19 protein-coding genes and 1 pseudogene are annotated in these 20,503 nt (G+C 45.5%); 10 read left to right on the forward strand and 10 right to left on the reverse strand.

Translation table 11 applies throughout. From position 1 onward, the window contains the following. Positions 1–5 precede the first annotated feature (5 nt). Genes R3289_RS07800 through R3289_RS07835 form a run of 8 tightly spaced genes read left to right on the forward strand, consistent with a single transcriptional unit; the run spans position 6 to position 8,045 of the window. A complete protein-coding gene (locus R3289_RS07800) occupies positions 6–1,385 on the forward strand; it encodes a pilus assembly protein TadG-related protein (RefSeq protein WP_318924960.1) in 1,380 nt (459 codons plus the stop codon). Continuing rightward, positions 1,382–1,834, forward strand: coding sequence for a TadE/TadG family type IV pilus assembly protein (locus R3289_RS07805; protein WP_318924961.1), 453 nt, complete (start codon positions 1,382–1,384; stop codon positions 1,832–1,834). The genes R3289_RS07800 and R3289_RS07805 overlap by 4 nt, the downstream gene beginning before the upstream one ends. Continuing rightward, on the forward strand, positions 1,831–2,319 hold the full coding sequence (locus tag R3289_RS07810) for a TadE family protein (protein WP_318924962.1): 489 nt from the start codon (positions 1,831–1,833) through the stop codon (positions 2,317–2,319). Before R3289_RS07805 ends, R3289_RS07810 begins: the two co-directional genes overlap by 4 nt. Before the next feature lie 8 nt (positions 2,320–2,327). After that, positions 2,328–3,560, forward strand: a complete 1,233-nt coding sequence (locus R3289_RS07815; protein ID WP_318924963.1) for an AAA family ATPase — start codon at positions 2,328–2,330, stop codon at positions 3,558–3,560. A gap of 26 nt (positions 3,561–3,586) precedes the next feature. Next, a complete protein-coding gene (locus R3289_RS07820) occupies positions 3,587–4,957 on the forward strand; it encodes a CpaF family protein (RefSeq protein WP_318924964.1) in 1,371 nt (456 codons plus the stop codon). Then, positions 4,957–5,931, forward strand: a complete 975-nt coding sequence (locus R3289_RS07825) for a type II secretion system F family protein (protein ID WP_318924965.1) — start codon at positions 4,957–4,959, stop codon at positions 5,929–5,931. The genes R3289_RS07820 and R3289_RS07825 overlap by 1 nt, the downstream gene beginning before the upstream one ends. Position 5,932: 1 nt before the next feature. Then, a complete protein-coding gene (locus tag R3289_RS07830; protein WP_318924966.1) occupies positions 5,933–6,898 on the forward strand; it encodes a type II secretion system F family protein in 966 nt (321 codons plus the stop codon). A 46-nt stretch (positions 6,899–6,944) separates the two neighbouring features. Then, the gene (locus R3289_RS07835) at positions 6,945–8,045 is read left to right on the forward strand and encodes a tetratricopeptide repeat protein (protein ID WP_318924967.1); all 1,101 of its coding nucleotides are present in this window, start codon (positions 6,945–6,947) and stop codon (positions 8,043–8,045) included. 107 nt (positions 8,046–8,152) lie between these two features. Here R3289_RS07835 and R3289_RS07840 read toward each other — a convergent pair whose 3' ends face one another. From R3289_RS07840 to astB, 9 genes and pseudogenes are all read right to left on the reverse strand, one after another. After that, a complete protein-coding gene (locus R3289_RS07840) occupies positions 8,153–9,589 on the reverse strand; it encodes an ATP-binding protein (RefSeq protein ID WP_318924968.1) in 1,437 nt (478 codons plus the stop codon). Beyond that, on the reverse strand, positions 9,579–10,235 hold the full coding sequence (locus R3289_RS07845) for a response regulator (RefSeq protein WP_318924969.1): 657 nt from the start codon (positions 10,233–10,235) through the stop codon (positions 9,579–9,581). The genes R3289_RS07840 and R3289_RS07845 overlap by 11 nt, the downstream gene beginning before the upstream one ends. Before the next feature lie 16 nt (positions 10,236–10,251). After that, positions 10,252–10,899, reverse strand: coding sequence for a hypothetical protein (locus R3289_RS07850; protein ID WP_318924970.1), 648 nt, complete (start codon positions 10,897–10,899; stop codon positions 10,252–10,254). A 17-nt stretch (positions 10,900–10,916) separates the two neighbouring features. Beyond that, positions 10,917–11,720, reverse strand: coding sequence for an SDR family oxidoreductase (locus R3289_RS07855; RefSeq protein WP_318924971.1), 804 nt, complete (start codon positions 11,718–11,720; stop codon positions 10,917–10,919). A gap of 25 nt (positions 11,721–11,745) precedes the next feature. Beyond that, positions 11,746–12,447, reverse strand: coding sequence for an iron-containing redox enzyme family protein (locus R3289_RS07860; protein ID WP_318925037.1), 702 nt, complete (start codon positions 12,445–12,447; stop codon positions 11,746–11,748). 468 nt (positions 12,448–12,915) lie between these two features. Further along, positions 12,916–13,953, reverse strand: a pseudogene (locus R3289_RS07865) (AMP-binding protein); the annotation flags it as partial. 2 nt (positions 13,954–13,955) lie between these two features. Beyond that, positions 13,956–14,654, reverse strand: a complete 699-nt coding sequence (locus R3289_RS07870; RefSeq protein WP_318924972.1) for a thermostable hemolysin — start codon at positions 14,652–14,654, stop codon at positions 13,956–13,958. A 212-nt stretch (positions 14,655–14,866) separates the two neighbouring features. Continuing rightward, positions 14,867–15,388 (reverse strand): DUF2058 domain-containing protein, encoded by a 522-nt coding sequence (locus R3289_RS07875; protein ID WP_107283239.1) that lies wholly within the window; start codon positions 15,386–15,388, stop codon positions 14,867–14,869. 131 nt (positions 15,389–15,519) lie between these two features. Beyond that, positions 15,520–16,854, reverse strand: coding sequence for an N-succinylarginine dihydrolase (astB, locus tag R3289_RS07880; protein WP_318924973.1), 1,335 nt, complete (start codon positions 16,852–16,854; stop codon positions 15,520–15,522). 346 nt (positions 16,855–17,200) lie between these two features. Here astB and R3289_RS07885 point away from each other — a divergent pair, with 346 nt between their 5' ends. Together R3289_RS07885 and R3289_RS07890 are read left to right on the forward strand one after the other, a co-directional pair. Continuing rightward, positions 17,201–17,857 carry a transglutaminase-like cysteine peptidase gene (locus R3289_RS07885; protein ID WP_318924974.1) on the forward strand — a complete coding sequence of 219 codons (657 nt, stop codon included), beginning with the start codon at positions 17,201–17,203 and terminating at the stop codon, positions 17,855–17,857. Between the two features lie 5 nt (positions 17,858–17,862). Next, complete coding sequence (locus R3289_RS07890; RefSeq protein WP_318924975.1) at positions 17,863–19,791, forward strand: LapD/MoxY N-terminal periplasmic domain-containing protein; 1,929 nt, start codon at positions 17,863–17,865, stop codon at positions 19,789–19,791. Between the two features lie 89 nt (positions 19,792–19,880). On the opposite strand, the gene R3289_RS07895 is transcribed toward R3289_RS07890, so the two are convergent. Continuing rightward, complete coding sequence (locus R3289_RS07895) at positions 19,881–20,267, reverse strand: hypothetical protein (RefSeq protein ID WP_318924976.1); 387 nt, start codon at positions 20,265–20,267, stop codon at positions 19,881–19,883. Positions 20,268–20,503 lie beyond the last annotated feature (236 nt).

Genomic DNA, 20,503 nt, shown 5'->3' on the forward strand with positions numbered 1-20,503 from the left:
GCAAAATGACTATGAAACAATGCATGACCTCATCATACCGTTCGCAAAAAGGTGTAGTGGCTGTTTTCGCCACTTTAGCAATGGCAGTGTTGATTGGTGCTGGTGCTCTGGCTCTTGATGTTGGCAACCTTATTTTATCAAAAGGTAAGCTACAAAATCTGGCCGATACAGCCGCACTCAGTGCGGCTAAATCCATCGATTTGGGTAGTGACCACGCTGCTGCTATCGCTGCCGGCAATCAGACCATTGCCGATAACCTTGCATTAAACGGTTTTAACGCTTTGACAGTTGATAGCACCAGTATCAGCTATGACTTTTCAGAAACATTACCCTTTAATCCCGCCACCAGCACCGAGAACTCGCCCTATGTCAGGATACGTATAGAAAATGTTGATATCCCCGATTTTTTAGTCACCATCTTCAACATTGATATGAGCGTTCGTGCTTCCGCTGTTGCTGGGCCGAGCACAAAAGTGGCATCAACGTGTAACATTGTCCCACTGAGTATCTGCGAAGGAGACGAGGATCCAAGTACAATTTCAGGCTATAAAAAAGATTCGCTGCATGTTCTTAAGGCATCATCCTCACAGGATTCCAGCATAGGCGCAGGTAACTTTATGCCAATGGCACTACAAGATGCCTCTGGCAATCCCATTTCAGGTGCCAACTCCTATAAAGAGGCACTTGCAGGTAGTTTTGACGCCTGCCTGAGTGTTGTTGAAGATGAACCCATTACCAGCGAACCGGGCAACATGGTTGGGCCAACGGACGGTATAGACACCCGGTTTGGCTTTTATTCCGGAAGTATGAAAAAAGATCAGGAACTCTACCCTGCCGATAAAGTGACCGAGTACCGGGGGCCTGCTCAGGTTGAAACCGTACAAAAAACTGAGCCTGATCCTGAATATCCCGATGATCCTAACAAACGAATCCCGGTATTTAATGAAGATGGCACCCCGGTCAATATCTACAGACCAACTCTGACGCTGGATGATGTTTACAACTATGAAACGTATAACCAGACATACATGGATGAGGAATTTGCAGAAAATGATTATAAAACCTGCATCGGTGATTCAACCTGCCAGGCATCAGGGTATTATCGCCGTATAATCAGCGTACCAATTCTAAAATGTGACAAGATAACTAAGACTGGTGGCAGAATGGATATCCCTCTGAAAGGACTTGGGTGCTTCTTCCTGACACAGCCTTCAAGTGTCACCACTCACGTTGATAGCAATGGCGGTGAAAGTGGCAACTCATGGATCATCGGTCAATTTCTCGACAAATGCCCAGTCAACGCCAGCAAAGCAAGTAATATCCCCAGTGAAATAGGCCCTTATAAAATCCAGTTATATAAAGACCCGGATAGCGAGGACTCATGATGAAAGCAGCCAAAAGCATAAAAGGGTTAGCAATGGTTGAATTTACCATCATTCTTCCCATCCTGTTATTTCTCCTGCTCTCTATCCTGGAGTTGGGTCGTGCATTTTTTCTTTATACGGAATTAGAAAAGTTGAGCCGTGACAGTACCCGATATTTGATAAATACAATCGCTACGGGTTCATCAGGTAACTATCACTTAAATCAAATTGATATAGATAATGCCAAGAACTTAGCGGTCTACGGTAATATCAATGGCGGAGGAGACGCGCGGCTTCCATTCTTAAAAACCGAACAAGTCTCTGTTACTCTGAACGGCAGTCATGTGCAGGTTGAAATTATCTATCCATTTCAACCTGTACTTAACCAATTACCTAATTTCTTTTCTGGGGATGCCATTTCTTTAAATTTTAATATGACATCAAGCTACACCATGAGGATGTTGTTATGAACAGAGCAGCAAATAAAAGAAAACAACACGGGGTAACAATTGTTGAGTTTACTATTGTTGCATCACTGTTCTTTATCCTTATTTTTGCGATCATTGAATTTGGACGATTAATGTTTACCTGGCATACATTAAATGAAACCACTCGGCGTGCGGCACGAATAGCCAGTGTTTGTCAGGTATCAGCAACAGAACAAACCGATGTCATCACTTCTGCTTTCATCGATAGTGTGCCGCTACCCAATTTTACCGCCGCCAATATTGAACTCCGTTATCTTGGCGAAGACGGTACTCCAATTACAGGAGACCTCACAACTCCGGCTAAATTTAATGACATCAGTTTTATTGAAGCCAGGATTATCAACTATCAAATTAATCTCATCATTCCTTTAGCGACTTTTGATGTTGATTTTACTGCCCCTGACTTTTCGACAATATTACCTAGAGAAAGTCTGGGTGTTACTAGAACGGGTTTTACAGACTGCTAAGGTGATGTATGGATAATTTACATTCAATTCAGACTAAAAATGAAAACGTTAAACAACCGTTAGCAACCTTAATAGATGGTTGGATAATCACTCATGATGAAGCGTTTCTCCATCACCTGTCTTCATATGTCGGGCATTGGTCTAATGCCCGATTTAAAGGTTTTTCTGACCTTGAATCAAGGGCTTTATTAAACAATGACGGGAATAAAGTATTGCCAGACTTAGTCGTTGTTGACGGTAAAACGGACTGGCTTGCAATTGTCAATCAATTTAATCAAACCAACACAACGAAAATACCCGATATTGTTCTGCTCGCAGAAAACGTAGATACTTCACTGATGCGGCAAGCCTTAAAATGCGGCATTAAAGATGTTTTAAGCATTCCCTTCAATGAAATTGAACTCGATCAAATCTTGTACGACTGTGCTGGTAAAAAAAGAAATACGGCTCGATTAGGCGACGTCAGCGTATTTATGAATGCTAAAGGTGGAATGGGCTCATCAATTATTGCTACCACTGTTGCACATATGCTTGCTCTGGAGAAAACGACTAACCCAGTGTTAATTGATACAGATGCACAATTTGGCTGTATACCCAGCTTATTATCAGCACAACCAAAATTCATACTCAGCGATGCACTCAACCAAGTCGAGGAATTGGATGAATATGCCATTGACGGACTGTTAACTAAACACGAATCCGGATTGCGTTTTATTTCAAGTCGGAGTGATGATCTTCTTGATAAAATTCCGACAATAAATGCGCTTGCATTCAATCGTTTTCTGTTACAACTCAGAAATAATTTTGATCATGTCGTCGTTGACCTGTCCAGAGGGCTCGAAAATAGCACCCTGCCCGCACTGGCGGAGGCCAATAACATTTTTATCGTAGTACAACAAAATGTTCCTGCGATTAGTGAAGCAGCCAATCTGATAAAACAATTGAAGCACCTGCTTGGTATCAATGAAAATCACCTTAAAATCATCGTTAACCGTTATTCCAAAAGTATTGACATCGAACCTGATGAAATAAAAAAAACATTGCATGTCAATGAACTAATATTAATACCGAATGACTATCAATCGGTCAGTGCAGCAACCAACCTCGGTGAGTTATTGGCGGTTAATTATGTCAAACGGCCAATAGTCAAGGGAATGCGGGTTGCAGCGAACTGTATTTTGAATAAGACACCAGACGAAGCACACGGCATTAAACGCTTATTCTCGTTTTTAACCAGTTAAGCATGTTTTTTTAAAAGGAGTTGAGCATGTTTTTTAAAAAAGATCAGGCTTCAGAGCCCGTCACTGACAACATTAAAAGGGAAGATGCCAATCTTACGACGCATTCACCATCGACAACTAACAGTGACAAGCGTATCAAACGAGAATTACTTGACTCCCTGTTCAATTCACTTGACCTTTCTTTGCTTGAAACCCTGGACCCCGTTCAGGCAAGGACACAAGTTTCAGAGACCGCAGCAATGTTATTGCTGGAACAAAATGTTCCTCTGAATGCCGAAAATCGTAAACGCATAATTGATGAGATCGGCGACGAAATTCTGGGATTAGGCCCGCTTGAGCCACTGTTAAAAGATACGTCCATCTCCGATATTTTAGTTAATGGTTATGATCAGATTTATGTCGAACGTAAAGGTAAACTGGAAGCGACAGAAGCCCAATTTCGTGATGACAGCCACTTACTGAATGTCATTGATCGCATTGTGTCTCTGGTTGGGCGCCGCATTGACGAAAGCTCTCCGATGGTAGATGCCCGCCTGAAAGATGGTTCACGGGTTAATGCCATCATTCCCCCGTTAGCCATTGATGGTCCATCGCTCTCTATCCGTCGCTTCGCTGTTGAACGACTGCAAGTCGAACAATTACTCGACTATGGCACCCTTAATCAAGAAATGGCACATTTCCTTCAGGCTATCGTTAAGGGACGTCTCAATATTTTAATTTCTGGTGGTACCGGCTCAGGAAAAACCACCACACTTAACATCTGCTCCTGTTTTATTCCTGAAACCGAACGCATCATTACCATTGAGGATTCAGCCGAGCTTCAATTACAACAGCCCCATATTGTTCGACTCGAAACCCGGCCACCGAATATCGAAGGCCGGGGGGCAATTACCCAGCGGGAACTCGTGATTAACTCACTTCGAATGCGGCCTGATCGTATTGTGGTCGGCGAAGTCCGAGGTGGCGAAGCCGTCGATATGCTTGCAGCGATGAACACCGGTCATGATGGTTCTATGACAACCATCCACGCCAATACCCCTCGTGATGCACTGGGCCGTATCGAAAACATGTTTGCCATGGCCGGCTGGAATATGCCAACGAAAAACGTCAGAACTCAGATCGCTTCTGCTATCCATATCGTCATCCAGCTACGCAGAATGGAAGATGGTAAGCGTCGAATCACCAGCATTGTTGAACTCAACGGTATGGAAGGTGATGTCATTACAATGACCGAACTTTTTACCTTCAAACGTACTGGTATCGACGAAAACGGCAATGTGCTGGGCAACTATCAGGCGACAGGTAATGTCCCCTCGTTTATTGAAGCCTTTAAACATATGGGCATTGATTTACCATACTCTTACTTCACGCCAAATAATGGCTTAGGAGGGTTCTGATGGAGAGCAGTCTCGAACTCTATTTATTGGTTTTTTTTATTGCGGTGGTGGTGATTTCGCAAACGGTATTAGTGTCTTCTAACGGTACCAGAGCCAAACGCTCTCGCCTGTTAAAAAACCAACTCGACATGATCGCCGAAACAGGCAATGCACAACATCAGCAATCATTATTACGAAAAAATTATTTGGACAAACTCAGCAACACTGAGCGCTGGATGGAAAACAACCGGCTAGGTGAGTTTTTAGGCGAAAAACTCTCTTTAGCTGGACTTGAGTGGAAAGCCTACAGAACAGCTATTTGGTTAGCACTGACTGCTTTCATCTGTAGTCTCGTCATACTACTTGTCACTCATAGCCTGCCTATAACCCTGCTAACGCCGCTAGCCATTCTGCTTGTTTTTTCATTATGGCTCAGATACAAAGCTGAGCAGCGTCTTAGCCTGTTTGAAGAACAGTTTGTTGAAGCGCTTGATGTAATGAAACGCGCTTTATTAACCGGATATCCTTTTAGCGAAGTAATGAAAACCGTCAGTCAAGAGATGCCAGCGCCGGTCTCGGTTGAGTTCGGTAAAACCTTTGTTGAACTCAACTACGGTGTCGATATTAAAGTAGCTTTAGCAAACCTTGCACATCGCAACCCTTCGATCAGCGTATTAGCCTTCAACAGCGCCGTTATCATTCAAAAAGAGACCGGGGGTAACTTAGCAGAAACTCTTGAAAAACTTTCAGAAGTTATCAGAGCACGATTTCGTCTGATGCGAAAAGTGAAAACGCTGTCTGCTGAAGGGCGAATGTCAGCCTGGGTATTGATGTTAGTTCCGTTTGTTTTATTTATTGTTCTATATTTCAGTAACCCTGACTACCTCACCCCGCTTTTTGAATCAGAACAAGGTACCACCATTCTCTCTGTAACCGCTGTCAGTATGTTTATCGGCCTGATCTGGATACGGAAAATTCTTCGAATCGAGGTGTAATATGGATTACTTTATCACCCTGATTATGGGGTTAGTCGGTAATGAAAAAGAGGCCGAATGGATTTTCCTTGGCTTATTTTTCATCAGTGCCGTAGCGTTCACGATCAGTATTGCAATACTACTCTCCAGTGTATTTAGCCCGTTAAAAAGAAAACTCAATAAAATCTCGCATCTAAATGTTGTACCTGGCAAAAGTGTTAATGAGAAAAAACATTTTGATAAAACCCTGGAGTCGATTGATAAATACATTACCCCGACATCGGCCAAAGAAAGGGATAGCACTAAAGCGCTACTGATGCATGCAGGTTATGAAGATAAAAAAGCGCTGACAAATTTTTATGCCATTAAAATTTTACTGGTCATTTTTGCTCTTTTTAGCGTACTGGTCGGGACTCGGTTCATGCCCGAGCTCTCCTCACAAAAAATATTATTTTATACTTTAGTGGCTATGGGTTTAGCCACCATTATACCCAACATAATTCTTCGGAAAATAGCAAAAAAACGAATCCGTAGACTTGCCAACGCCTTTCCCGATGCTCTGGATTTGCTGGTGGTTACGTCAGAAGCTGGCTTGGGTTTCAATGCCGCGTTAAATCGAGTCGCCAACGAAATAGACGCCATTTCTCCTGAGTTAAGTCAGGAGCTGCAAATAGTCGGTCGAAAAGTCAGAGTTGGTGTGCCGATGCCGTCCGCTCTGGGGCAATTTGTCCAACGAACAGGTCTGTTTGAGTTACAAGGGCTTGTTAGCATCATCAGTCAATCGGTCAAGCTAGGAGCCAGCATGGGCGACACATTAAGAGAATATGCTGTGGAATTTCGTGACCGACGCATGCAAAGAGCCGAAGAGGAAGCGGCAAAGATAGGCACCAAAATGATTTTTCCACTAGTTACTTGCATATGGCCAGGATTCTTCGCCATCGCCATCGGCCCGGCTATTGTCGCAGTACTGGAAGTGTTCGGAAAATAATAGATCTAGGGATAGCCCTAACAGTAAGGATTAAGGGAGATAATGAATGAACCTAATACGCTCTAATATCAAGCTTCTCATATTCCTGAGTATATTGCTTTCATCCTTACTTAGTGGATGTGCAACTCAGGAAGACCAGACTAACGCTTCAAATACTAACTTTGATCATGAACTTTATGATGGTAAGTCAACGCTGGGCTTAAGCGGTGATTTCCCGCCAGCAACACCGGAAGAGGCGATGATTCGTGGTGACAAAGCCTATTTAGAAAAAAATACAGACCTTGCGCTCTACGAATATATTCGAGCTCTGAGTTTTCCAACTCAAGATAAAGCTGATCAAGCTTATTATAAAATAGGCTACATACACCAACAGCGGGGAAACTCTGAATTGGCGAAAATTGCCTACAGCCGAGCCGCGCTTATCGATGAGAATAATATTCAATATGCCGCATCCGCGGGGATCATGGAATTAAAACTCGGGGAGCGTGATAACGCAAAGCAACACCTTTTACGTACCATCCGAATGGATCAACAACGGCAAGGGAAGGCGGATTGGGATCCTAATCTGGATACCTTTGCCAGCCAGCTGAGTATTGACAAATCTTCGCCATTTAGCGCCTACATTGCACTAGGTATTATTACCGATTTAGATGCCCGTCACGACCAAGCCCAGCTGATATATCGTAGCTGCCTGCGAGTGGACGGCAAATCACGTTCAGCCCTGACCAACCTCGGCTATTCATATTATCTTAGCGGAGATACCAGACAGGCAGAAATCATCAATAAACGAGCAACTATCCTTTACCCTGATGACAAGCGTGCGTGGTCAAATTTAGGTTTGATTTACATTCGTAGCAAGCGCTATGAAGATGCTCTTGACTCACTGCAGCACGTAATGTCACCGGCTGAAGCACTCAATGACATTGGTTATTTCTCGATGCTTGAAGGCGATTATGAGGCCTCTGTCAACTATTTAGAACAGGCGATCAATGCCAGCCCGACGTACTATGCCAAGGCTTATCAAAACCTGAAGCGTGCAAAGAAACTTCAGATCACCGCTCCTCCGGTTAAACTGACAAATAAGTGGGGTAATCAACAAACTCAGGCAACCGTTTTCTCCATTAGCGAAAGAATTGATGCGGAATAAATTCAGCCTATAGCGACAAAACTCTATGAGGCCTAGTTCCTGTGGCACGCCCCGTACTACAGGAACTAGCTTCACTCCTTCATGCAGTGCTATTCGGGATAGTGATTTCAACAACCTTTCGGCAAACATACCTCAAAGGTGTTGCCTTGCGGGTAATCCGGCTGAAGCAGCTGTAACTGCCCATCGTGGAAATTAACAATATCGAGTACCACTGACATACCTAACCCTGCACCATCGCCTTGTTCTGAGTGGGCGCGGAAAAACTTCTCGAAAATCTTATGATGAATAGACGGTGGGATTGATACGCCGCTGTCTGTAACTTGTACTTTTACCCAGGATCGTTCTGGCAGACTGTCAGTCTCCGTGACATTGACTGAAATGACGCTTCCTGCGCCTGAATAACGCACGGCATTGTCAATCAGGTTACTAAATAAGCTCAGTAACAATGTCGGGTTACCTTTTATCACCATCTTGTCTGGACCATTGAGTGATAACGTTTGCTGTTGTTTTAATGCAAACGGTGCGAGTCCTGAAATCGCATCCTGTAAGCAGGTGATCAGGTCAAACGGCTCGAATTGAATATCATGACGAGACTCAATGCGCGATAACATCAACAACTGCTGAATTAATCGGTCACTACGCTCAATACCCGCAAGAACCTGCTGTAAGTCAGCGTGTAATTCGTCCTTATTTCGGCTATTAAGCGCATTTTCTGTATTCAGCCGCAACACTGCCAATGGTGTTTTCAGCTCATGAGCTGCAGTATGGGTGAAGCGTTTTTCCCGTTGCCAAGCTTTATCTAACTCACTGAATAACGCATTCAACTGAGCAATTAATGGATTCAATTCTACGGTCGGATTAGGCACAGAGATAGAATCCAGCTTATTGATACTACGCTGAGCGACGGCTTGCTTTAGCTCTCTGATTGGACGAAGAAATTTGTTGGATAAGATCACAATAACCAGCGCCAACAGTGGGATCAAAACCAATTGGGGAACAACCGTAGAAAGAGCGATATCATCCATTAGCTCATCCCGTACCGATCGTTTTTCCGCCACCAGCAAATACGCAGAAGTGCTATCGCCTGATAACACTGGTACCGCAATGAGAAAGCTACGCCACGCTTCTTCTGCCATGTCAAAGTCTATATAACCCTGCGCGGTCGAATGGACAAAGAGCGATACAGGTGCCCCCGGCGAGCGTAACAGCAGGCTCCCTTTTTCATCAAACACCTGGAACATCAGATTCTGTTCATAGGCATGTCCGTATTGGGTCGGGGTATCGTCACGACCCGCAGCTTGAATCTGAATGCCACTGTACCAGTCAGCATAGATCTTGGTTTGATCCGGAAATGGTTCATTGAGCAAATGTTTCATACTCAGCGCTAAAATCTTTGCGGACTGGCCTAGTCGGGCATCATAAATTTCATTGATTTCATGGCGGGTTTCATAAAAAGTCCATACCGTCGAAATTATCACCAACAAACTGGCAACCACTGTCGTGGTGATAATTAGTCGTTTCGTTATAGAAAATTCAGCGCTCAATGATATACCCCACGCCCCGGATATTTTTGATCAGATCGTTTCCTATTTTCTTTCTAAGGTTATGGATATGAACTTCGATGGCATTATCACTGGCGGATTCGTCCCAGCCATGCAGGCACTGTTGCAGCTTTTCTTTACTCAATACCCGTCCGGCCTGGGTGGCCAGTGTTGCTAAGATCTTGAATTCATTTTTAGTCGTCTTGATGGGCTGATTACGGTACTGAACTTCGTTGGCGTTTAGGGAAATAGAAAGCTCCCCTATTTCAATACATTCCTCGACACTTCCAGCCATACGGCGCACTAAGGCCCGCAACCGCGCCAGTAACTCTTCCAGGGCGAAGGGCTTAACCAGATAATCATCAGCGCCGCCATCTAAGCCCTTAACACGATCATTAATACCATCTCGGGCAGTAAGGATCAGAACAGGAAGTTTATGGCCGGCGTTTCGCACCTTTTTCAGAACTTGCAAACCATCAATATCCGGCAAGGTTAAATCAAGGATAATGGCTAAAAACTCTTCGGTATTGAGCGCGACTTCAACACCCATTCCCTGCCGGAGCCAATCGACGGTATAGCCATGGCGGCCAAGCGATGCCACCATGGATTCACCCAACATAAAATCATCTTCTACCAGCAAAATCCGCATGCTTTATTGCCATTCCTTATTGTAAATCATTCAATCGGTTACTAATTTCTTGCTGTCGACCTCGGTCTGCTAACTCACGGTTTAACCGGGGTTTGGCCTGTTGCGCTTTTTTAAGATAGGCCACAGCCTGCGCTTTTCGTCCGTCTTCAGCCAGAAAATCACCATAAAAATAATTAGGGTCGATGCCATTAGGGTTTATTGCCAATGCTTTTTTAAGCATGGTTTCCGCCATATCATCATCGCCGAAGCCAATCGGCCATCCCGGTACTTTGTAGTATAGCGAACCCAAACTGGTAAATGCTGATCCATCAAGCACTTCTGGCTCTTTATTGATCACATCTTCCAATAGTTTCTTAGATTCTTTCACAAGCGACAACGCACCTAGCCCCCCTTTCGCACCGGCCAGACTGCTTTTATTGATCGCTAACCACACCTTTAAATCATTCCGGCCCGGATCTTTATTCAATGCTGTTTGATTGTCAGTTATCACTTGTTCAAAGCAGGCCACTTTGTTGTCTTTATTAAACACGTCGTACTGACATTTTGACCACTGTTGTTGAATATCTTCCAGCGTAGCAGCCGCAACACTGGCAGACAGGCCGAATGTGCAAGCAACGGCAATCGTTGACAACAATTTAGTCGGTTTACATTTGAGGTCATACATAGCAAATATCTCCTGGCTTACGAGTGTTTACTGACAAACTCAGTAATCGTGGCATGTTGTTTACGGATTGCTGCTGACACTACTCTGGGCAGCAGGTTATTAATTCGGACAAATATTTTTTCCGGCCACCCCAGCCATGTCACGGGCTTTTCTTGCGTCAGCGTAGTTATCACTTGCTGAGCCACCCATTCTGGCGAGTCGGTTTTATTTCCCAGGGCCTGATTCATATCTTTGACCCGGAGATCGTTACTGGCTGTCTGTGTCGCCCGGGGGGCAATAAAAAGCACCTTGATTTCAGTACCTTCTAACTCTCGGTTCATCGCTTCACTAAAACGATGGAGGGCCGCTTTCGTTGCGCTATAGACACTGTATCCGGGGTAACCTATCCCACCGAAAGTCGACCCGATGTTGAGAACAATACCCGGACGTCGGATCCACTGAATGGCCTTTTGGGTTAATAAAATCGGCGTAATAACATTAAGGCTGACTTCGCTTTGAATTGACTTTGCATCTCGCTGTGACAAAAAAGCAAAGGTGTTGATCCCGGCATTATTTATGACGACATCAATGCCCCGTCCTTCGGTTCGCCATTGCTTGCATGTATGATCCAGTTCGCTCATTCCTTCTGTCGTTAATAAATCTACGGCAAGGATCTGGTGCTCGCTCGGACGCAGTAAGCTGGTTTTTAATTCGTTCAGGGCTGCTTCTTTCCTGCCCACCAGCAATAGATTGGCTCCTTGTTCAGCGAGAGCCAGTGCCAGAGCAGAGCCTATCCCCCCACTCGCTCCGGTCAGCAGAATGTGTTTCGCTTTCAGTTCCATAACATACTCCTGTTATCTGGCTGGCTTATGCTGCATTTGCCGAACGGGCGTGAACTGGCTGACTCAAGCTGTGTAGCATCTCGCCATACAAGCGGAAAACCATATTGGCACCGTCGATGACGGATTGCTGATCAACCGGATCATCAATCTTATTCATCAGGCCTTCAAATAGTTTGATATGTTCCTGATCTAACGTGCTGTGAGATGTCAGGTAAACCATGGCTTTATCGGGTAACCCTAGTGTCGATTGGATCATTTTGGCCATCTGGCCACCAACATTGACACTGGTTCCTTCCAATACCCAGACCATACCGAAAAATGCCATGGGATTACGGCGATCTATCTGGTGATACAAATACGCCACCATCAGCTCTATTGGTGCACACATCCGCCCTTCACCCTGGTTGTGTTTCACTGAGTCGGCATCTGCCTGACAGGCTCTGATATCGTCCAGGATCCATTCATGGTGTCCTTTCTCTTCTTCGATATATTCTGCTAACGCCTGACGTAACCACTCATACTGTTCAGGTAAACGAGAGCCGCAACCCATCAGTAACGGCACGGTATGCTTTACGTGGTGGTAAGCCTGTGTCAGAAATGCCGTATAGGTTTGCATGGTGATCTGTCCCTGCGCACAAGCTTCAAAAACAGGGGCACTGTACATGTAAGATTGCGCATCGGCAGTCTGCTGTTTCAGGACATTAAAAAATGAGGGGCTCTGAGACATAGCATTTTCCTTTTCAAAAAGTTCATTATGGAAATAATCAGCAATAGCATCTCGTCGCGGCCGACCGTTGCTGGTCATCAGGCCGGGAATTGAAAGCAGGGGATCTGGCGATACGACAACATGCTGTATTCGAGCATAATCGGGTAATCCGGCGTTCAGCCGTTCAATACCGGCTTCAATCAAGTCGGGACGCGAGCTAAATACCACCGCAGCCAAGGCGTCTTTTCCTTCCCCGAGCACCACAAATTGTTCGAGTCCGGCAATGGTCTGTGTTTCCGATTCAATCCATTCCGGTGAGATATTCCGGCCGTACGCCGTGATCAGCTGGTTCTTTTTGCGGCCAGTGATATGCAAAAACTGCTCGCTATCGATATAGCCTAAATCACCGGTTGCAATCATCTTCGAAGAGCTGGTTTCACCGGCATAACCCAGCATCGCCGATCCAGCCACCATCACTTCGCCGTCATCTTCAATGCTGATCTGACAGTGAGGGAGCACTCGGCCGCAACTACCTGGTTTCATGGCTCCCGGAAGGTTCAGGCTGACAACAGATCCACACTCTGACAACCCATAGCCTTCATAGGCTGGAATGCCTGACTGGTGCGCCTGTTGTAACAAAGCGGGCGAGACTTTTGCCCCGCCGACCGCGACAAATCGCAAGGATTGGATCAACCTCGGCGCTTGGCCAGCAATGCGGACGAGCGCCGTTAACAGTGCCGGCGTTACCACTAAGCTTTGCGGTTGGTACTTCGCCAGAGCCTGGGCAAATACGGCTCCCTTAAACTGGCTGGAGCCGGTGAGTCCCAACGCTTCACCTCGTACAATAACGCTGGTTGCACCCAACAACAGAGGGATATACAAACCGGTGACATTTTCAAGCAAGGTAGATAAAGGCAGTAACACCATATGACGTTCGATGTCGGTGCCTGACGCCAGCAGCGATGCCGATAAAACATTGGCGACTTGTTCTAAATGCGTCTGACTCAGACAAACGCCTTTAGGCTGCCCGGTTGACCCGGAGGTAAAAGTGATTTTTGCCGTCTGTGCAGGCAGCGCCAAGTCATGCACAGCTTCTTGCTCAGAACAATATTGATAAAGCGGCAACCCGGCAATCCGGCTAATTGGGTTTTCCTTATGGTTCCCATCATCCAATACGCCTTGCCAATCGCCACACACTGCATCAATCCGGGCTGAAGCTAACAGATGTTTCACCTGAGCGGCAGAGAAAAACATCGGCACTGGCACTAGGGTAATATTGGCTTTCATTGAGGCCAAATCTGCGATAACCCAATCGAACCCGTTCTCAGCCCGTAATGCTATACGTTTGCAACCGCTACTGATTATCTGTTGTTCGGCTCGCTCGACTTCAGCCAGTAACCGGGCGTAACTCAGCTGACAGGGTTGATGCCCTTCTGCGTCATCTTTTTCCCACTCTTCACCAAGCAAAGCAATCTGGTTTGGACGTTCAATGGCAAATCGGTGTAACGCTTCGATGATCCCTTCCATCGTTAACTCCTTTTCTCTGCATCCGTCAACGACAGTTGCGGTAACGATATGTTCTGTAACGACAGAGGATTAATAAGGCGATCCCGTCTCTCTATCTGGCCGTTAAAGCGGGAAATACGATGATTTATCATTGCCAGTCCATCCTCTAGGTTTCCTGCCGAAACTCTTGGCTTGCTGTGGTAATAACGGCCCCACACGGCATCGGCATCAGCGATATAAGTCGGATCCGCATCCATCAGAGAATGGGGTTTCAGGCCCATACGATTCATCATGGCGTACAGAGGACCGGTCGCGGTGAAAATGCACCAGTGATACCCTTGCTCAAGCAGCAGGTGGATCATCGCGGAAAAATGTACAGGAGCCATTCCGCAAGAAAATGAAGCCAGTTGACCGAATTCGATGAGTGAATCACGGGAAATGCGTCGTTGGAAATGCGTCGACATCAACACTTCAGCGGGTTGAGAAAGATATTGCTCCAGAAATAGCGGCTCATCTTTGGCAAGGCGATAGCCACAGACAGAAACCAACGCCTGCTGATCATCAAACAAGGCCACCAGGTAAGGCATGAATTCACAGATCGTCGCCTGAAACGCTTGCTGATACCGATGCGAGATATAATATTCTATTTCGCGACGGCGCGGATGGCTGACATCGGCCACCACTATTTCATATTGAGAAAGTACAGCTTGATAGGCTTGCATAGCCACCCCCGAATAGACTCTCGATAATCTACCCGCAAGCCTATAGGGGGAAACTTAAGAAACCCTTAAGAGAAGAAACTTCCGGCAAAAATAACGACTTAATTATAAAAATGAGACAAAAAAAGCCTCGAATAAACAAAGCTTATTCGAGGCTTTAAACAAGGCAACACTATGAATGAATAGTGACCCTTATTAGCATTGGGCTAATAACGTTACCACATCAGATCATCAGGGATGGCGAAGTCTGCGTACGGATCATCTTCTTCCACCGTTTGTTCTTCAACAATGTTATTCAGGACAATACACTCATCATCACGCTGGGCTATTTTATCGGCAACAACACCCGGGATAACTTCATAGCCATCAAGGTAACGAACAATCGCCAAGCGACCTTTCACTAGCTGATCTTGAATGCTCTTATCAACATAAATCTTCTTAACCAGTGAGCCGTCTGTAAAGTTATAACCAATATCGCCGTGCTTACGGTCAATCCGGTTCATCTCAATAAGTTGTTTAATCTGAGATGCAAAAGCTTTTTTTTGTGCTTCTTCGTCTCGTTGACGGTTTAGCTCTTGATCCTGAGCCAATTGCGCAGCTTTTTTTTCTTCAACAGCCGCTTTGGCCTCTCTTGCCTGAACGCGCGATTTCTTAGATGTCTTCGCCGCTTTTTTTAATTTCTTTTTGTCAACAAGACCTGCTTTCAGCATTTGCTCTTGTAAGCTTAGCTTTGCCATTTTGACTCCATTATGGTGACAATTTATATCAATTGCCCCTATTATCGCTGGCGAAAGAGAAACGGGTCAAGGTTACATTCAATTCCGTAGCCAAGTAACCTCTAAATGCAAGGCTCAGCACTGCCCTGACTCTAACGCTGGAATGGATAAACAGAACCAAGATGTAGAATTTGCGTTAACTCATCTAAAGCACAACGAGACTCATCCAATAAACAGGGATCAGTCAGATCGGCTTCCGAGAGACTATCGCGATAATGATCATCAACCCAGGTATTCAGGCGGCTAAATAATTGATCACTCATCAATGTCGACTGATTAACGGCTTTCTGCTCTTGCTCATTAAGAACAACACGTAAACGCAAGCATGCCGGACCACCACCGTTTGCCATACTTTGCTTAAGGTCAAATACACGCACCTGATCAATGCCTTTCTTCGCTGCCAGGATCTGCTCTACATGGGCCCAAACTCGCGGATTTGAACGGCACTCTTCAGGCAGAACTAACAAGGTCTCGCCATTAGGCAGTTCTAACAGTTGCGAATTAAACAAATAGCTGGTCACCGCATCATCAATCGAGACCGCGCTGGTTGGTACCTCGATAATGGTAAAATCCCCCCCAACTCTGGACTGCAAATCCTTATAGACAGACTGCTTATTTAAAAATGCCTGTTCATGACAAAACAGTATATTTTTATTACCCACCGCAATAACATCATTATGAAAAACGCCCTGATCAATAACATCTGGATTCTGCTGGGCAATAACAACATTTTTAGCGGTTAGCTGATGCAGACGCGCAACGGCTTCACAAGCCTCAAACGTATGACGGGCCGGATACTTTTTCGGCGCCGGGTGACGACTATCAAACGCATAACGACCAAAAACAAAGAACTCTATCCCCTGCTCACCATATTGATGGCAAAAACGTGTGTGGTTTGCTGCACCTTCATCGCCAAAATGTTCAACCGCCGGCAGTGCCTGATGATGAGCAAAATGGTCAGGATCGGCAAAAGTTGCCTGCAAAATACGTCCTGTCGTTTCGTGTTCGATCGAACGATGAAATTTATTGGTCAGGTTAGCCGGGGTGAAATGGACTCTTCCATCGGCGGTATCCGCTGACGGAGAAACCGTGGCCGCGTTGGCTGTCCACATACTTGATGCTGAACAGCAAGCCGTCAAAACTTTTGGGGCCTGCTTTGCTGCCTGCTCTATCACGCGCTGATCACTGCCTGTAAACCCTAAACGGCGCAGTGTATTAATATCGGGACGTTCCTGAGGTGCCAATACACCTTGCACTAACCCCATATCGGTTAATGCTTTCATTTTCGCCAACCCTTGCTTGGCCGCCTGCTTAGGACTAGACGCCCTCGCCTGGTTTTTCTCTGAAGCGACATTGCCAAAAGAGAGCCCACTGTAGTTATGAGTCGGACCAACCAACCCATCAAAATTCGCTTCACATGCTTTCATAGACACTCCATGTTTGTTCACCATCACTCAGACAATAACAAAACAATCACACTTGCAACAGAAATCAAACAAATAACTCAACCTTCAGTTATCCGGATTTTTCTGATTATGGGCGATTGATCTGTTTTAAAAGCATTTCTTACAATGATATTCTGGCGCAATTACATATTCTCAACGCCACGGACCTGTTATTGTCACAATAACGGATTGATAAACCATAAACCTGCGCAGCACCGTCTAGTAAAGAGTACAGCAGGCAAAAAGAAAGCGCCTGAAAGTATATTAATTATCACAGTAAGTGACAGCTCATGGATCCAACAGTAGACCAATTGCCTTGAAGACTATTATGTTCTGGATTTGCTGTATCTTGTTGTCAGCCAGCGCCATTGCGTTGACTGATAGCGAAGAGTTAAAGCAAATCAACAAAGTCGCACAATTTTACGGGGAGCGTGCTGGAAAGCGTGTGAATGCGTGGCACCAGTTAATCAATGACATTGCGACCACTGACGAAAGCGCCAAACTTGCAGAGGTAAATAGCTTCTTTAACCAACTGATCTTTATCGATGATATCAAGTTATGGGGAAAAACTGACTACTGGGCCACCCCTCTAGAATTTCTTGGCGCGGCGGCCGGAGACTGTGAAGACTTCAGTATTGCAAAATACTTCACACTTCGTGAACTTGGCATTGCCGATAACAAGCTCCGACTGGTATATGTAAAAGCGCTAAATTTAAACCAGTTTCATATGGTGGTAGCCTACTACCCTACCCCTTCGGCGGTACCTTTGCTACTTGATAACTTAAACGGCGACATCAAGCCCGCTAATGAACGCCCGGATCTACTGCCTATTTACAGCTTTAACGGTAGCAAGCTCTGGCTGATGAAGCAAAAAGGACAAGGACAGTTGGCCGGGAATTCTTCCCGTTTAAGTTTGTGGAATGATTTACGTCAGCGTTCAACCCACATCCAACTACACCGACCAAACATTAACTTTGATAAGTGATCACAATGACACTATACAGACAACTTTTGATATGGATGCTGGTTGTATTTTTTACACTCATCACCTCCGTGTTTGTTATCCAGTTTCATACCACGAGAGATTTTCTTCGCGAACAGCAATCGACCGAAATGGATAATGCTATCAGTGCTGTCGGTATGGCGCTGTCTCCTTATCTGGAAGCTGACGATAAAGTTTCAGCCGAGTCCATTATCAATGCAACTTTTGATGGCAGTTTCTACAGTGCAATCACCCTGGACATGTTGCAAGATAATACCGAGTTGAAGCGTAGGTACCCATCAGCAATTTCAGGCGTGCCGGAATGGTTTCGTAATGTTATTGCCATTCAGCCAATAACGAAATCGACCACACTGACTAGTGGCTGGATGCAACTGGCAACCCTTTCTGTGACCAGTAGTCCGGCTCATGCTTATATCCAGCTATGGAAAGCAACCGTGCAGCTGGTTATTGGTTTTCTTCTGACCTTCCTGTTTGGCGCAGTGGTTCTGGCTATTATTCTGTCGAAAGTCTTAATGCCATTAAAATCGATTCAGCGCCGCGCCAGAGAAATGTCTGATAACCAATTTGGTCAGCCTTTATCTGTTCCCCGTACCCGCGAGTTGAGTGATGTGGTTCTCGCCTTTAACTCAATGAGTAATCAACTTAAAATGCATTTTGAGCAGCAAGCTCAAGAGGCCGACAAACTCCGAATACGCGCCTATCAGGATCCTGTTTCTGGCCTGGCGAACCGTAGTTACTTGATGATCCAGCTCGGATATTGGCTCTCTAACCCTCCGGAAGGAGGGGTTGCCCTGTTAAAAGTTGACCAGATCACCGATTGCTATGCTCAAGAGGGCTATGAAGCGGGTGATAAATTCGTGCAGAAACTCGCGGTTCGGCTGAAAGAACTGGCAACGGATGATTACACGATCGCACGCCTGAACCAGTCGGAATTCATGCTCATTGCCCCGAACATTACGGCATCAGAGCTTAAAATGATTGGCCGCTCTATGCTTAACATGACCTCATTAGATGCAGCCCCTGTACAAGCTGCTGTGGGTCTGGTGATGCGCCGTGAAGACGACAATATCACAACAATTCTGGCTCAGGCTGATAACGCCTTAATGCAGGCAAGACAGCAAGCACAAGAGCCTTTGGCACTGTTTGATATCGTGCCACCATCAGCACCGGGTAAACGGCAATCAGCTATGGGCAAGCAGCAATGGAAAGCAGTAGTAGAAGAAGCGATCGCCAGCAAACTATTTAAATTTAACTATCAAAAAGCCGTCGACCATGACGGAATGCCTCTGCACCAGGAAGTCTTTGCCTATATTCAGAAAGGCAAGCAACGTTATTCCGCAGGCCAGTTCCTCGGCGCAATTGAACAGCTTAACGCGGGTGCTCCACTCGATATGCACATTCTTGAGCAACTGTTCGATAAGCTTGCAGCCAACCCAGAACTGGGGCCAATTGCCGTTAACATTACCCAAAACAGTGTCAACGATACTGGCTTCATACACTGGTTATCGAATAAGATGCAATCCTGCCAGGCTTTGAGCAGCCGTATCCTGTTTGAGTTACCCGAGATTTGCTTCATTAAAAACAGCGATGATGCCGGCCTGTTATGCGAGATCATTCATCAGAATAACTTCCGTTTTGGTATTGATAACTTTGGCCACAACTTCAGCTCCATCGGGTATCTAAGCAAGTACCGTCCGGCTTATGTCAAACTGGATTTCGCCTACACCAGTCAAATTGACAACCAGATAAAAGCAGACGTACTGGCTTCCATTACCCGCACGGCTAATAATTTATCGATCACAACCATCGCATCCAGAGTGGAAACAATAAGCCAGCAAGAGAAACTGGCAGAGTTAATGGTCAGAGGTTTCCAGGGCTATGTTGTCGATAAGATGAATAGCGAAAAAACGGTATAAAAGCCATGACTGTCACCCAATCACCTCCCGCAACTGGTAGGTGATTGGTTTTTTAATTGTAACGAAGCCCTCTCTCTTGTTGTCCGGCGCTACAGATCCCATTCCACAACATGCCCGTCACCATAGACACCGTCACTATAGGCAGGGGTATAATTAATGAAGATGTTATTTTTCGCGATCGGCACCAGCTCTGCGACAGTGTTAGCGATTAGCTCTAGCATCGCCTTAATCTGATCTTCGGTATTAAAATTTGGTGCGATAAGATCGATCAGCACCGGATGGCTATTGATAGGTTGAGTCTGGGTTACTTTACCGCCATGCGCATAATGACCCGCAGACAGATATTCCCAGGTGATCATAATATGATGAGGTTCAATGCCGGTCGCATCAGACATTGCCTGTGATAGATTACACACGACCTGAGAAACATTGACCTCATGGTCAAATAGAAGCGATTTCACTCTGATCAACGGCATATTCTTTCTCCCTTTACAGCGCCGGTCCAAGGCTTAATCAGGCTATCTAAGCAGTACTAATCCAACATCTTTATCGCGGTACAAAACCAACCATAGTTATTATCTGGGTTGGTATTCGCCATACTGGTGAATATTTGACAGCCCAGCCAATCTTAATAATATGGTAATCATAAAAAAGTGCACACAGAGTTTGCTTATAAAACAAAAAAACGCCTGCAAGTTTGCAGACGTTTTTC

This window comes from Photobacterium sp. (genome assembly GCF_033720175.1).
GTDB lineage: Bacteria > Pseudomonadota > Gammaproteobacteria > Enterobacterales > Vibrionaceae > Photobacterium.